The 14,216-nt window shown below is 58.4% G+C and carries 12 protein-coding genes; 7 read left to right on the forward strand and 5 right to left on the reverse strand.

The features are described from left to right. Positions 1 to 19 precede the first annotated feature (19 nt). Positions 20 to 904 (reverse strand): MBL fold metallo-hydrolase, encoded by an 885-nt coding sequence (locus D8767_RS00545; protein ID WP_016712782.1) that lies wholly within the window; start codon positions 902 to 904, stop codon positions 20 to 22. 222 nt (positions 905 to 1,126) lie between these two features. Between D8767_RS00545 and D8767_RS00550 the strand changes: the two genes are divergently transcribed. Both D8767_RS00550 and D8767_RS00555 read left to right on the forward strand, forming a co-directional pair. After that, positions 1,127 to 2,419 carry a sigma-54-dependent Fis family transcriptional regulator gene (locus tag D8767_RS00550; RefSeq protein WP_016712781.1) on the forward strand — a complete coding sequence of 431 codons (1,293 nt, stop codon included), beginning with the start codon at positions 1,127 to 1,129 and terminating at the stop codon, positions 2,417 to 2,419. A 129-nt stretch (positions 2,420 to 2,548) separates the two neighbouring features. Further along, positions 2,549 to 2,956, forward strand: coding sequence for an RcnB family protein (locus tag D8767_RS00555; RefSeq protein ID WP_016712780.1), 408 nt, complete (start codon positions 2,549 to 2,551; stop codon positions 2,954 to 2,956). Positions 2,957 to 3,017: 61 nt separating this feature from the next. Here D8767_RS00555 and gyrB read toward each other — a convergent pair whose 3' ends face one another. Genes gyrB through dnaA form a run of 4 tightly spaced genes read right to left on the reverse strand, consistent with a single transcriptional unit; the run spans position 3,018 to position 9,235 of the window. Continuing rightward, the gene (gene gyrB / locus D8767_RS00560) at positions 3,018 to 5,438 is read right to left on the reverse strand and encodes a DNA topoisomerase (ATP-hydrolyzing) subunit B (RefSeq protein WP_016712779.1); all 2,421 of its coding nucleotides are present in this window, start codon (positions 5,436 to 5,438) and stop codon (positions 3,018 to 3,020) included. A gap of 4 nt (positions 5,439 to 5,442) precedes the next feature. Continuing rightward, positions 5,443 to 6,546 carry a DNA replication/repair protein RecF gene (recF, locus tag D8767_RS00565; RefSeq protein ID WP_016712778.1) on the reverse strand — a complete coding sequence of 368 codons (1,104 nt, stop codon included), beginning with the start codon at positions 6,544 to 6,546 and terminating at the stop codon, positions 5,443 to 5,445. A gap of 15 nt (positions 6,547 to 6,561) precedes the next feature. Then, positions 6,562 to 7,665: a DNA polymerase III subunit beta gene (gene dnaN, locus D8767_RS00570; RefSeq protein ID WP_016712777.1), complete on the reverse strand. Its 1,104-nt coding sequence runs from the start codon at positions 7,663 to 7,665 to the stop codon at positions 6,562 to 6,564. A gap of 40 nt (positions 7,666 to 7,705) precedes the next feature. Further along, a complete protein-coding gene (gene dnaA / locus D8767_RS00575; protein ID WP_016712776.1) occupies positions 7,706 to 9,235 on the reverse strand; it encodes a chromosomal replication initiator protein DnaA in 1,530 nt (509 codons plus the stop codon). 595 nt (positions 9,236 to 9,830) lie between these two features. Here dnaA and rpmH point away from each other — a divergent pair. The 5 genes from rpmH (at position 9,831) to mnmE (ending at position 13,765) form a co-directional block, all read left to right on the forward strand. Continuing rightward, positions 9,831 to 9,965: a 50S ribosomal protein L34 gene (rpmH, locus tag D8767_RS00580; RefSeq protein ID WP_003253163.1), complete on the forward strand. Its 135-nt coding sequence runs from the start codon at positions 9,831 to 9,833 to the stop codon at positions 9,963 to 9,965. A gap of 13 nt (positions 9,966 to 9,978) precedes the next feature. Beyond that, entirely contained in the window at positions 9,979 to 10,383 is a 405-nt protein-coding gene (gene rnpA, locus D8767_RS00585; protein WP_016712775.1) for a ribonuclease P protein component, read from the forward strand. Beyond that, positions 10,376 to 10,621, forward strand: coding sequence for a membrane protein insertion efficiency factor YidD (yidD, locus tag D8767_RS00590; protein WP_015268406.1), 246 nt, complete (start codon positions 10,376 to 10,378; stop codon positions 10,619 to 10,621). Before rnpA ends, yidD begins: the two co-directional genes overlap by 8 nt. Before the next feature lie 2 nt (positions 10,622 to 10,623). Continuing rightward, the gene (gene yidC, locus D8767_RS00595) at positions 10,624 to 12,306 is read left to right on the forward strand and encodes a membrane protein insertase YidC (protein WP_016712774.1); all 1,683 of its coding nucleotides are present in this window, start codon (positions 10,624 to 10,626) and stop codon (positions 12,304 to 12,306) included. An 88-nt stretch (positions 12,307 to 12,394) separates the two neighbouring features. Continuing rightward, entirely contained in the window at positions 12,395 to 13,765 is a 1,371-nt protein-coding gene (gene mnmE / locus D8767_RS00600; RefSeq protein WP_016712773.1) for a tRNA uridine-5-carboxymethylaminomethyl(34) synthesis GTPase MnmE, read from the forward strand. Positions 13,766 to 14,216: the final 451 nt, after the last annotated feature.

Genomic DNA, 14,216 nt, shown 5'->3' on the forward strand with positions numbered 1-14,216 from the left:
TGATTATGGGGTAGGGCAGTTACAGCTTGTTCAGCGGAATCTTCAGGTAGCTCACGCCATTCTCTTCCGGCGTGGGGAACTGGCCGCTGCGCATGTTCACCTGCACCGAAGGCAGGATCAGCACCGGCATATCGAGGGTCTTGTCGCGCGCTTCACGCATGGCGACAAAACTGTCTTCGTCGATGCCCTGATGAATGTGGATGTTGCTGGCGCGCTGCTCAGCCACGGTAGTGACGTACTGCATGTCGCGGCCACCCGGTAGGTAGTCGTGACACATGAACAGCCGTGTCTGGTCGGGGAAAGCCAGCAATCGACGGATCGAGCGGTACAGGGTGCGGGCATCGGCACCCGGAAAGTCACAGCGGGCAGTACCGTAGTCGGGCATGAACAGGGTATCGCCGACAAACACCGCAATTTCGCCAGCGTCTTCGATCATGAAGCTCATGCACGCGGGCGTGTGCCCCGGAGTGTGCAGGGCACGGGCATGCAGGTTGCCAATGCGGAAACCTTCCTCGTCTACGAACAGTACATCGAACTGGCTGCCATCCCGGGCAAAGCCGGGCTCAGCGTTGAATAACGCACCGAATACTTTCTGCACCTGAGTGATGTGAGCACCGATAGCGGTGTGGCCGCCCAGCTTTTGCTTCAGGTAGGCAGCCGCCGAGAGGTGGTCGGCATGCACATGGGTTTCCAGCACCCACTGAACGTCAGCGCCCAGCGCCTTCACCCGGTCGATCAACTGGTCCGCCGAGACGGTGCAGGTACGCCCTGATTTGGGATCATAGTCGAGGACGCTGTCGATCAATGCACACTTGCGCGTTTCGCCATCCATGACCAGGTAACTAATGGTTGAGGTCGCCTTGTCGAAGAAGGCTTCCACGTGAAGGTTGTTGCCGATGATCATCACGTTCTCCAGATTATCCACCGCACCTTTTACAGGCGTAGGCAGTGACAGGAGGTTTATCAAGATGCATGCCAGGCTTTTTACTGCGTATGGACCAATGAAATCGGCCAGGTGCCGATAACTGACAGCAATACTGACACCCCTTTTGACAGTCGACTGACAGCCAATGGCAGTGTTTGGCAGTCCTTGTTACCCTGCGCCGGTACTCCATACGGTGCCGTCATGCCTCAAACCCATCCCCTCATCCTAGCGCTGGTTTCCTACCTTGAGCACGATGCCCTGCCGACCATTGTGCTGGACACCGACTACAACATCCTGGCCGCCAACGCCGCCTATCGCCGCCAGTTCGGCCACCACGAGCAAGCCCCGCTGGGCGAAAAATGCCACAAGGTCTCGCATCACTACGCCGTGCCCTGCGACCAGGCCGGCGAGCATTGCCCGATGCGCAAAGCCTGGGACAGCAAGGTGCCGGAGCGGGTATTGCACATTCATCACACGCCACGTGGCCCTGAGCATGTCGATGTCGAACTGCGCCCGATCCTGGATGAGCAGGGAAGGGTGGTGGCCTTTGTTGAGCGCCTGACTACCATCGCCCTCGCATCGGCTCAGCCCCAAGAACAAGGCCTGGTCGGCCGGGCCCCCTCATTCAAGGTTGCCTTGTCCAGCCTGCAGCGCGCAGCCCCGGCGCAGATCCCGGTTTTATTGCAGGGTGAGTCAGGTACCGGTAAAGAGCTGTTCGCGCGCGCGCTGCACATGGGCAGCCCCAGGGCCAACGGCCCATTGGTGGTCGTCGATTGCACCGGCTTGACCGAGTCGTTGTTCGAGAGTGAGTTGTTCGGCTATGAGAAGGGCGCATTCACCGGCGCCAATCAGCGCAAGATCGGCCTGGCTGAGGCCGCGCATGGCGGTACCCTGTTCCTCGATGAAATTGGCGAAGTACCGTTAGCGATGCAGGTGAAACTGTTACGCCTTATCGAGTCCGGCAGCTTCCGCCCGGTGGGCAGCCTGCGCACGGTGCACTCGGACTTCCGCCTGGTTTCGGCCACACACAAACCGCTCAAGCAAATGGTTGCGCAGGGCACCTTCCGTGAAGACCTGTATTACCGCATCAGCGGTTTCCCCATTCGCCTGCCTGCGCTGCGCGAACGTGTAGAAGATCTGCCGCTGCTCGCGCAAAGCCTGTTACAGCGAATGGCTGGCAAGCCTACGCCCAGCCTGAGTGAGGATGCCTTGCAGCAACTTAGGTTACATCCATTTCCGGGCAACATCCGCGAGTTGCGTAACATTCTGGAGCGCGCCCGTTTGTTTGCCGATGACGGGCTGATTCGGCCAGAGCATTTGCCGGAAGATATCGGGCCTACGGAGGTGGTCAAGGGACGCGGCCGTCGCACTGACCTGGGTGAACTGGCGCAGGCGCTGGAGCAGTTCAAGGGCTCACGCAGTGAGCTGGCCAGTCAGCTTGGCATGAGTGAGCGCACGCTGTATCGCCGCTTGAAGTCGCTCGGGCTGAACTAAGCGTGCGTCAGACTTTACCGGACCTTTACCTGCGCCCTGACATAAAAGGGCAAAAATCGTGGTCTGATCAGTTATCCGAATCTGGCAGTCAGTGAACGCCAGGCGTTAACAGGCAGAGGCCCCTCTCAAATGAAGAAAACCCTAACCGTGATCTGCGCCGCGCTCATGCTCAGCGCACCGTTGGCCAGCTTCGCACAACCGGGCCCACCCGACCGGCATGATGATGGCCCATCGCACCAAGGCAACCCGCCGCATGGCCAGCCAAAGCAGCAAGGCCGCCATGACAACGGCCGTGCACCTGAGTACCGCAACCCGAACTTCCGCCCGCAGCAGGGCATGCCTGTGCCTCACCAGCAGTGGCAACGAGGGCATGTGGTTGACCCACACTACCGTGGCGACCGCTACTGGGTGACTGACTGGAAAGCACGCCACTTGTATGCGCCACCACGTGACCATCGCTGGTTGTATGTGAATGGCGACTACGTGCTGGTGGCTATTGCCAGTGGTGTGATCGTTAACATTCTCAGCGGTTACTGATTTTCACGCACTAAAAAGCCCGCATCAGCGGGCTTTTTAGTGCATGGCGGATCACACCTGATCAGAAGTCCAGGTTCGATACCGACAGCGCGTTGCTTTCGATGAAGTCACGGCGCGGCTCGACCGCATCACCCATCAGGGTGTTGAAGATCTGGTCGGCTGCGATCGCATCCTCGATGGTGACCTTGAGCATGCGGCGCACGGTCGGGTCCATGGTGGTTTCCCACAGCTGCTCAGGGTTCATCTCACCCAGCCCTTTGTAGCGCTGGATGGTGTGGCGCTTGGTGGTTTCGTTCATTAGCCAGTCCAGGCCTTCCTTGAACTCGACGATTGCCTTACGGCGCTCACCGCGCTGAACGTAAGCACCTTCGCCCAACAAGCTGGACAGCTTGGCACCAACGTTGACTACGGTACGGTAGTCATTGCTGCCGAAGAAGTCCCGGTTGAAGGTGACATAGCTAGCCAGGCCGTGGGAGGTAACTTCCACTTCTGGCAACCATACGTTGCGCTCTTTGTCTTCGCGCAGGCTGGCTTTGTAAACCAGGCCGGACTTCTGGCTGTTGCTCAGGCGCTCTTGGAACTTGACCAGCCAGGCTTGCATCACAGCGTGGTCACCCAACTGCTCCACAGTCACTTCCGGCAGGTAGATGAAGTGCTCGGTGATGTCTTCCGGATACAAGCGCGACAGGCGCTTGAGGGTTTTCATCACGCTGCGGAACTCATTCACCAGGCTTTCCAGCTGCACACCGGAAACCGCCGGCGCCGACTCGTCCAAGTGCAGGCTGGCATCTTCCAGGGCCGACTGGGTCATGTACTCTTCCATGGCCTCGTCGTCCTTGATGTACTGCTCCTGCTTGCCTTTCTTCACCTTGTACAGCGGTGGCTGGGCAATATAGATGTAGCCGCGCTCGACCAGCTCCGGCAGCTGACGGAAGAAGAAGGTCAGCAGCAGGGTACGGATGTGCGAACCGTCAACGTCAGCATCGGTCATGATGATGATGTTGTGATAACGCAGCTTGTCGATGTTGTACTCTTCGCGGCCGATACCACAGCCCAGCGCGGTGATCAGCGTGCCCACTTCCTGGGACGAGATCATCTTGTCGAAACGTGCTTTCTCAACGTTGAGGATTTTACCCTTCAGCGGCAAGATTGCCTGGGTACGACGGTTACGGCCTTGCTTGGCCGAACCACCGGCGGAGTCACCCTCCACCAGGTACAGTTCGGAAAGGGCAGGGTCCTTCTCCTGGCAGTCCGCCAGTTTACCTGGCAGGCCGGCGATATCGAGCGCACCTTTGCGGCGAGTCATCTCACGGGCTTTACGTGCGGCTTCACGGGCACGGGCAGCGTCGATCATCTTGCCAACGACAGCCTTCGCCTCGTTCGGATTCTCCAGCAGGAAGTCGGCGAAGTACTTGTTCATCTCCTGTTCCACGGCGGTTTTCACCTCCGAGGAGACCAGTTTGTCTTTGGTCTGCGAGCTGAACTTGGGGTCCGGCACCTTCACCGAGATGATCGCGGTCAGGCCTTCACGGGCATCATCGCCAGTGGTTGCCACCTTGTTCTTCTTGGCCAGGCCTTCCTGCTCGATGTAGCTGTTCAGGCTACGGGTCAGCGAGGAGCGGAAGCCCACCAGGTGAGTACCGCCGTCACGCTGCGGAATGTTGTTGGTGAAGCACAGCAGGTTTTCGTTGAAGCTGTCGTTCCATTGCAGAGCAACTTCAACACCCACGCCATCGTCACGCTGGACGTTGAAGTGGAACACCTGGGAGTTGACCGGCGTCTTGTTGGTGTTCAGGTACTCGACGAATGCGCGCAGGCCGCCTTCGTACTTGAAGAACTCTTCCTTACCGCTGCGCTCATCCTTCAGCAGAATGCCAACGCCCGAGTTGAGGAACGACAACTCGCGAATACGCTTGGCCAGGATGTCCCAGCTGAAGTGAATGTTCTTGAAGGTTTCAGCCGAAGGTTTGAAGTGGATGTGGGTACCGGTGGTTTCACTGTCACCGACAACCGCCATAGGCGCTTGAGGAACACCGTGAACGTAAGTCTGTTCCCAGATTTTGCCGCTACGCCGAACGGTCAGCACCAGCTTCTCGGACAGGGCGTTCACGACCGAAACACCTACGCCGTGCAGGCCGCCGGATACCTTGTAGGAGTTGTCGTCGAACTTACCGCCGGCGTGCAGCACGGTCATGATGACCTCGGCTGCGGAAACGCCTTCTTCTTTATGCACGTCGACCGGAATGCCGCGACCGTTGTCGCGCACACTGATGGATTCGTCCGGATGGATAATGACAGTGATGTCATCGCAGTGGCCGGCGAGGGCTTCGTCGATGGAGTTGTCGACCACCTCGAAGACCATGTGGTGCAGGCCGCTACCATCATCGGTGTCGCCAATGTACATGCCGGGACGCTTGCGTACGGCATCCAAACCTTTCAGCACCTTGATGCTGGAGGAGTCGTACGTTTGATTTTCGCTCATGCCTTCACTCCCGATGGTCGTGGGTCTGGGTGATACGGCCTTGTTCCACGTGGAACAAAGCAACTGGCGTTTCCGTCTGCCAGCCTTCCCTCAGTAATTCGTGATCTACACAGGTGATGAACACCTGGCAGCGTAATTCTTCAAGCAAGCGGCACAGCGCGCGGCGATGCTGGTCGTCCAGTTCGGACGGCAAGTCATCCACGAGATAAATACAATGACCGCGGCGAGCCTGACTAACGAGGTGGCCCTGGGCAATGCGCAATGCACACACCACCAGCTTTTGCTGACCACGCGACAGGATGTCGGCTGCATTGTTGGCAGCCAGACGAAGACGCAGATCAGCACGCTGCGGACCGGCCTGGGTATGGCCCATCTGCTGATCGCGAAGGAGAGAGGAGGCGAGTACTTCTTGCAGTTCCCGGTCCTTGTCCCAGCCTCGGTAGTAGCTCAGGGTCAACCCGTCCAGCTCGACCAGTTCGCTCAGGGTTCGCTCGAAGACGGGCTTCAAGGCCTTGATGTAGTTGCGACGGTATTCATCTATTTCCGCGCTGGCCAGGCACAGTTCCCGGTCCCAAGCGGCTTGCGAAGCTGGGTCAAGTGTACCATGACGCAACCATGAGTTCCGCTGTCGCAGCGCCTTCTGCAGCCGCTGCCAGGCTGGCAAGAAGCGAGGTTCCACGTGGAACACCCCCCAATCCAGAAACTGGCGACGAATTTTCGGGGCACCTTCCAACAGGCGGAAACTGTCTGGGTTGATGAGCTGAAGCGGTAACAACTCCGCCAGTTGCGCCGCGCTGCGCGCATTCTGCCCATCAATGCGAATAGTGAACTCCCCCTGGCGCTCCCGGGAGACGCCCAGGTTGCTGGTGCCACCCTCGGTCAACTGCACTTCACCAAACACGGTACAGGCAGCCTGTTCGTACTGGATCACCGGGTTCAGGCGTGTGCTGCGGAAAGAGCGCGCCAGCCCCAACAAATGCACGGCCTCAAGCACGCTGGTCTTGCCGCTGCCGTTGGCGCCATAAAGTATGTTGATACGGGGGGAGGGTAAGAGTGTCACCGGGTGCAAATTGCGCACCGCGGTGACCATGATACGTCGAAGGGACATGTCGCCTGCTATGGGTTACAGACGCATCGGCATGACAACATAGGAAGAATCGTCATTGCCCGCTTCCTGCAGCAGGGCACTGCTGTTGGAATCCGAGAGGATCAGACGAACTTGCTCAGTAGTCATTACGCCCAGCACGTCGAGCAGGTAGCTGACGTTGAAGCCGATTTCCAGCGAGCTACCTTCGTAGTCCACGCTGATTTCTTCCTCTGCTTCTTCCTGCTCGGGGTTGTTGGCCTGGATTTTCAGTTGGCCAGCAGCCAGTTGCAGACGAATGCCACGGTATTTTTCGTTGGAAAGAATCGCAGTACGGCTGAAAGCTTCACGCAAAGCCTGGCGGTCACCGACCACCAGCTTGTCGCCGCCCTTGGGCAGTACGCGCTCGTAGTCCGGGAACTTGCCGTCCACCAGCTTGGAGGTGAAAGTGAATTCACCGGTGGTGGCACGGATGTGATGCTGGCCAAGCACGATGCTGACCATGCCTTCCGGGTCCGTGAGCAAACGCGCGAGCTCCAGGATACCTTTACGTGGCACGATGACCTGATGGCGATCATCTTGCTCGATCGGCGCGGTCATGGAGCACAACGCCAGGCGGTGACCATCGGTGGACACTGCGCGCAGGGTGTTGCGGGACACCTCCAGCAGCATGCCGTTCAGGTAGTAGCGCACATCCTGCTGGGCCATGGCGAAGCTGGTGCGCTCGATAAGCCGGCGCAGCTTGCTCTGTTCCAGATTGCAGGTCAGCGAGCCCGGGCCTTCTTCCACCGTCGGGAAGTCATTGGCTGGCAGGGTGGACAGGGTGAAGCGGCTACGGCCGGCCTTGACCAACAGTTTCTGCTCGTCGACCTTGATATCGATCAGGGCGTCGTTCGGCAGGCTTTTGCAGATGTCCATCAGCTTGCGTGCCGGGACAGTGATTTCGCCGGGCTCAGCCGGCTCTTCCAGTTGCACGCGGCCTACCAGTTCGACTTCCAGGTCGGTACCGGTCAACGACAGTTGCTGGCCTTGCACAACCAGCAATACGTTGGACAGGACCGGCAAGGTCTGACGGCGCTCGACGACACCGGCGACCAGTTGCAGGGGTTTCAACAGGGCTTCGCGTTGAATGGTGAAATGCATGGTCTAGTCCCTTGCCTTCAATTAGCTGCGCAGACGGCCATCAGGTCGTCAGCGTCCGCAGCAGGTTCTTGTAGTCCTCGCGGATGTCCGCGTCGGATTCCTTCAGTTCGTTGATCTTGCGGCAGGCGTGCAGCACAGTCGTGTGGTCGCGACCACCAAACATGTCGCCGATTTCCGGCAGACTGTGGTTGGTCAGCTCCTTCGACAGGGCCATGGCCACCTGGCGTGGACGTGCGACAGAACGTGAACGCCGCTTGGACAACAGATCAGAGATCTTGATCTTGTAGTACTCGGCGACGGTTCGCTGAATGTTATCCACACTGACCAGTTTGTCCTGCAGCGCCAGCAGGTCTTTCAGCGACTCGCGGATCAGTTCGATGGTGATATCGCGGCCCATGAAGTGCGAGTGGGCGATCACCCGCTTCAAGGCACCTTCCAGCTCACGCACGTTGGAGCGGATACGCTGGGCAATGAAGAAGGCCGCATCATGCGGCAGCTCGACCTTGGCCTGGTCGGCCTTCTTCATCAGGATGGCCACGCGGGTTTCCAGCTCGGGTGGCTCGACGGCCACCGTCAGGCCCCAGCCAAAGCGCGACTTCAAGCGCTCTTCCAGGCCTTCGATCTCCTTGGGGTAACGGTCAGAGGTCAGGATTACCTGCTGGCCGCCCTCAAGCAGAGCGTTGAAGGTGTGGAAAAACTCTTCCTGCGAGCGCTCTTTACGGGCAAAGAACTGGATATCGTCGATCAGCAACGCATCCACCGAACGGTAGAAGCGTTTGAATTCGTTGATAGCGTTCAATTGCAGAGCCTTGACCATGTCCGCGACGAAGCGCTCCGAATGCAGGTACACGACCTTGGCGTTCGGGTTCTTCTTCAGCAGGTGGTTACCCACAGCATGCATAAGGTGGGTTTTACCCAGGCCCACACCGCCATAGAGGAAAAGCGGGTTGTAACCATGCTTGGGGTTGTCCGCGACCTGCCAGGCAGCCGCACGCGCCAACTGGTTCGACTTACCTTCGACGAAGGTTTCGAAGGTGAAGGTACGGTTCAGGTAGCTGGTGTGCTTGAGCGCACCTTCAACCTGCACCGTGCGCTGCTCGGCCCGACCACCAACGACGGGTGCCGCAGCCGTTTCGGCCATGGCATCGAAGCTGTCGCGTGCGGACGGTTCGGCAATATCCTCGACCAATACCGTCTCGGCCACCGGCACTGCAACAGGTTCGACCGCAGCTACCGGTACAGGCTTGTGCGCCTGGCCTTGAGCGAGCGAGGCCGCCACGGCAGCACTGACCGGTGCGTTGGGCGCGGCACGCGGAGCCGAGCTGCGACGGCTACCTATCAACAAGGAAAGGGCAGGCGCAATACCGCTGCCGTTTTCACCTAGCAGCTCGAGCAAGCGACCCAGGTACTTTTCATTGACCCAATCGAGAACGAAACGGTTGGGCGCATAGACGCGCAACTCGTCGCCTTCGGCTTCGACCTGTAGCGGACGGATCCAGGTGTTGAATTGCTGGGCAGGCAGTTCATCGCGCAGAAGCTCCACGCACTGCTGCCAAAGTTCCACTGACACGGATATCCCCTGAGTTTGAAAGCCGGATGAGGCAAAAACAAACCGCCATTGTACCGGTCGGGCGGCCAGTTATCCACATGTGGACACGTTAGGAGCCATGACAAAACAGCCATTTATCGACCAAAACGGCCTTGCCGCGTTGTGAATAAGGTCTGTGGATAACCGGCCATGAGGGCTATGCACAACCCTGAGGTCAGACCTGTTGATAACTCACCTGTGGGTAAGTGACATTTTAATCCACAGCTTGCCCGCACGAATGAAACAGGTGCAGCACCGGTTGAGAACACGGTTGTAAAACTCTGTACATGGCGTTATTTGTGGGCTAGAGCAGGTTATCCACAGAAGGTTACCCACATAAGATTTATAAGTTCTTCAGAAAAGCTTTTTATATGTCTCTTCTTTTTTTTCATGTTGTCCCCGATTCGTGTGTCCGATCAAGCACCCCTTGGGGATGAACCGGAAGGCACCGTCCATCCTGTGCTCTATATGGAAAGACTGGTTGGAAATTGACCTATGGGCTTGCTTTCTCTAGAATCGCCGGTCTCTTAAAAAGGGGGCCATCCCGGCCCGTCGTCGACAAACCAGGTAACACGCCATGAAACGTACTTTCCAACCAAGCACCATCAAGCGCGCCCGCACCCACGGTTTCCGTGCCCGTATGGCTACCAAGAACGGCCGCGCTGTTCTGTCGCGTCGTCGTGCCAAAGGCCGTAAGCGTCTGGCCATTTGATTTTTCGGCACAGGTGGTGAGTCAGGACTTCAGTCGGGAAAAGCGACTGCTTACACCCCGACACTTCAAAGCGGTCTTCGACTCCCCAACCGGCAAGGTTCCAGGGAAAAACCTGCTGATCCTTGCTCGCGAGAACGGCCTTGATCACCCAAGGCTCGGCCTGGTGATTGGCAAGAAGAGCGTCAAGCTCGCCGTTCAACGCAACCGCCTCAAGCGCTTGATGCGCGATTCCTTTCGTCTGAACCAGCAAATGCTCGCCGGGTTGGACATCGTGATCGTCGCGCGCAAGGGATTGGGTGAAGTAGAAAACCCGGAATTGCACCAACACTTTGGCAAACTCTGGAAACGCCTGGCGCGCAGCCGGCCAACACCAGCAGTCACCGCCAATTCCGCAGGGGTAGACAGCCAAGATGCGTAAACTGGCGCTCGTTCCGATCCAGTTTTACCGTTATGCCATCAGCCCCCTGATGGCCAACCACTGTCGTTTCTTCCCCAGCTGCTCCTGTTACGCTTATGAAGCCATCGAAAACCACGGCCTCTGGCGTGGTGGGTGGCTAGCCGTTCGTCGCCTGGGGCGTTGTCATCCGTGGAACGACGGCGGTTTCGATCCCGTTCCACCTGCTCCTTCCTCCCGAACTTCTTCGATAGCCGAGTAATCATGGATATTAAACGCACGATCCTGATCGTCGCCCTGGCAATCGTGTCCTACGTCATGGTCCTCAAGTGGAACCAGGACTACGGCCAGGCTGCCCTGCCGACTCAGAATACTGCTGCCAGCACTGTTGCCCCGGGCTTGCCGGATGGCGTACCGGCCGGTAATGCCGGCGCCAGCGCCGATGTACCGAGCGCCAACGCCGAAACCAGCACAGCCGAACTGGCACCCGTTGCAGTCAGCAAGGACCTGATCCGGGTCAAGACCGATGTTCTGGACCTGGCTATCGATCCGGTCGGTGGTGACATCGTCCAGCTGAACCTGCCGAAGTTCCCACGTCGCCAGGACCACCCGGACATTCCGTTCCAGCTGTTCGACAACGGTGGTGAGCGTGTCTACCTGGCACAAAGCGGCCTGACCGGTGCCAATGGCCCGGATGCCCGCCCTGCCGGTCGCCCGCTTTACGCAGCCGACCAGAAGGGTTACCAGCTGGCTGATGGCCAGGATCAACTGGTGGTCGACCTGAAGTTCAGCGACAACGGCGTCAACTACATCAAGCGCTTCAGCTTCAAGCGTGGTGAGTACGACCTGAATGTCAGCTACCTGATCGACAACCAGAGCGGTCAGGCCTGGAGCGGCAACATGTTTGCCCAGCTCAAGCGTGACGCCAGCTCCGATCCGTCGTCGAGCACCGCTACCGGCACCGCAACCTACCTGGGCGCCGCCCTGTGGACAGCTTCCGAGCCTTACAAAAAGGTCTCGATGAAGGACATCGACAAAGGTAGTTTGAAAGAAAATGTGTCCGGCGGCTGGGTTGCCTGGCTGCAGCACTACTTCGTGACCGCCTGGATTCCGGCCAAGTCGGACAACAACGTTGTCCAGACCCGCAAGGACAGCCAGGGCAACTACATCATCGGCTACACCGGCCCAGTCATCAGCGTGCCTGCTGGCGGCAAGGTCGAAACCAGCGCCATGCTGTACGCCGGTCCGAAAATCCAGTCCAAGCTGAAAGAGTTGTCCCCAGGCTTGGAACTGACCGTCGACTACGGCTTCCTGTGGTTCATTGCCCAGCCGATCTTCTGGCTGCTGCAACATATCCACAGCTTGCTGGGTAACTGGGGCTGGTCGATCATCGTACTGACCATGCTGATCAAAGGCCTGTTCTTCCCGTTGTCGGCTGCAAGCTACCGTTCGATGGCACGTATGCGTGCTGTTGCGCCGAAGCTCGCCGCGCTGAAGGAACGCTTCGGTGACGATCGCCAGAAGATGTCCCAGGCGATGATGGAGCTGTACAAGAAAGAGAAGATCAACCCGCTGGGCGGCTGCCTGCCGATCCTGGTACAAATGCCGGTATTCCTGGCCCTGTACTGGGTACTGCTGGAAAGCGTTGAAATGCGCCAGGCCCCATGGATGCTGTGGATTACCGACCTGTCGATCAAGGATCCGTTCTTCATCCTGCCGATCATCATGGGCGCCACCATGTTCATCCAGCAGCGCCTGAACCCGACCCCACCGGATCCGATGCAGGCCAAGGTGATGAAAATGATGCCGATCATCTTCACCTTCTTCTTCCTGTGGTTCCCGGCTGGCCTGGTGCTGTACTGGGTTGTGAACAACTGCCTGTCGATCACTCAGCAGTGGTACATCACCCGCAGCATCGAGGCAGCCAGCAAAAAAGCTGCTGCTTGACAGGCTACTGCGCTAGCCTGTGAATAAAAAACGCCCCCTAGTGGGGCGTTTTTGCTATCTGTCGTTTTTGTCGTAGAGGCTTTCGAGCATGAACACTGTGCGTGAAACCATCGCCGCCATCGCTACCGCCCAAGGCCGCGGCGGGGTGGGTATTGTCAGGTTGTCCGGGCCTCTGGCTGCCAAGGCCGGCCAGTTGATCACCGGCCGTACACTCACCCCTCGGCATGCCCATTACGGCCCGTTCCGCGACGATGAAGGGCTTGTACTGGATGAGGGCATCGCGCTGTTCTTCCCGGGGCCGAATTCGTTCACAGGCGAGGATGTGCTCGAACTGCAGGGCCACGGCGGACCTGTGGTCCTGGACATGTTGCTGCAGCGCTGTGTACAAGTCGGCTGCCGCCTGGCCCGCCCGGGCGAATTCAGCGAGCGTGCGTTCCTCAATGACAAACTTGACCTCGCCCAGGCCGAAGCTATTGCCGACCTGATCGAGGCCAGTTCCAGCCAGGCGGCGCGTAACGCCCTGCGTTCGCTGCAGGGGGAGTTCTCGAAACGTGTGCACAGCCTTACCGAAGCGTTGATTGCCCTGCGCATCTACGTCGAGGCGGCTATCGACTTCCCGGAAGAAGAAATCGACTTCCTTGCCGATGGCCACGTGCTGTCGATGCTCGATGCCGTACGCAGCGAGTTATCCACTGTGCAGCGCGAGGCCGGGCAGGGCGCCTTGCTGCGTGACGGCATGACGGTGGTCATCGCCGGCCGGCCGAATGCGGGCAAGTCGAGCCTGCTGAACCAGCTTGCTGGCCGGGAAGCGGCCATTGTCACCGACATTGCCGGTACCACCCGGGACATCCTGCGGGAACATATCCACATCGACGGCATGCCACTGCACGTCGTCGATACGGCCGGTTTGCGCGATACCGACGACCATGTGGAAAAGATCGGCGTGGAACGCGCCCTGAAGGCCATTGGCGAGGCTGACCGTGTGTTGCTGGTGGTCGACTCCACCGCGCCCGAGGCCAGCGACCCGTTCGCTTTGTGGCCGGAATTTCTCGACCAGCGGCCAGACCCGGCCAAGGTCACGCTGATTCGCAACAAGGCCGACCTGAGTGGTGAGCGGGTAGCGCTGGAGCAGTGTGATGACGGCCATGTGACGATCACCCTCAGCGCCAAAGGGGACGATGCAGGGCTGCAACTGCTGCGCGACCATCTGAAGGCCTGCATGGGTTACGAACAGACTGCAGAGAGTGGTTTCAGTGCCCGTAGGCGCCATCTGGATGCCTTGCGCCAAGCCAGCGAACACCTTGAGCACGGCCGTGCTCAGTTGACTCTGGCGGGCGCAGGAGAGCTGCTGGCTGAGGACTTGCGCCAGGCACAACATGCCTTGGGCGAAATTACCGGGGCATTCAGCTCGGATGATTTGTTGGGGCGGATTTTCTCCAGCTTCTGCATCGGCAAATAATCCACAACAGGCAAGATCAAGAGCCGCTCCTTCGGGAGCGGCTTTTTTTTGCCTGCAATTTCTCATCTCAAGCCTCGAGCAGATCGCTGTGGGAGCGGGTTTACCCGTGACGAGGCCCTCGAAATTCACACATCACTCATCCACAGAAGGCAATCTGTGCTCAGGAGCCCTGTGGAAAACTCGCCTTCAGCTCCGTTGATAAGCAGGCTTTTTTGCTGAGGATAATCTGGCCTGTGGGTAAGGAGCCATTTAATCCACAGGCTAAACCGTGTTATCCATAACCCTCATGGCACTCCAACCACAGGGTTTAATTTCTCTCTACAATGCATGAACAAAGGGCTACAGAACCTTATCCACAGACAAGGCTGTGCATAAGAATAAACATAAAAACAAAGCTTTTTTAAATTTTTCCTCTTTGTTTTCTGTTGTTTGCCACTCATCCACAGACTGG

Source organism: Pseudomonas sp. LTGT-11-2Z, from assembly GCF_003691445.1.
Classification (GTDB): Bacteria; Pseudomonadota; Gammaproteobacteria; order Pseudomonadales; family Pseudomonadaceae; genus Aquipseudomonas; species Aquipseudomonas monteilii.

Coding starts and splice junctions, on each gene's coding strand:
- D8767_RS00545 (WP_016712782.1), bottom strand. CDS start 904: ATGATCATCGGCAACAACCTTCACGTGGAAGCCTTCTTCGACAAGGCG.
- D8767_RS00550 (WP_016712781.1), top strand. CDS start 1,127: ATGCCTCAAACCCATCCCCTCATCCTAGCGCTGGTTTCCTACCTTGAG.
- D8767_RS00555 (WP_016712780.1), top strand. CDS start 2,549: ATGAAGAAAACCCTAACCGTGATCTGCGCCGCGCTCATGCTCAGCGCA.
- gyrB (WP_016712779.1), bottom strand. CDS start 5,438: ATGAGCGAAAATCAAACGTACGACTCCTCCAGCATCAAGGTGCTGAAA.
- recF (WP_016712778.1), bottom strand. CDS start 6,546: ATGTCCCTTCGACGTATCATGGTCACCGCGGTGCGCAATTTGCACCCG.
- dnaN (WP_016712777.1), bottom strand. CDS start 7,665: ATGCATTTCACCATTCAACGCGAAGCCCTGTTGAAACCCCTGCAACTG.
- rpmH (WP_003253163.1), top strand. CDS start 9,831: ATGAAACGTACTTTCCAACCAAGCACCATCAAGCGCGCCCGCACCCAC.
- yidD (WP_015268406.1), top strand. CDS start 10,376: ATGCGTAAACTGGCGCTCGTTCCGATCCAGTTTTACCGTTATGCCATC.
- yidC (WP_016712774.1), top strand. CDS start 10,624: ATGGATATTAAACGCACGATCCTGATCGTCGCCCTGGCAATCGTGTCC.
- mnmE (WP_016712773.1), top strand. CDS start 12,395: ATGAACACTGTGCGTGAAACCATCGCCGCCATCGCTACCGCCCAAGGC.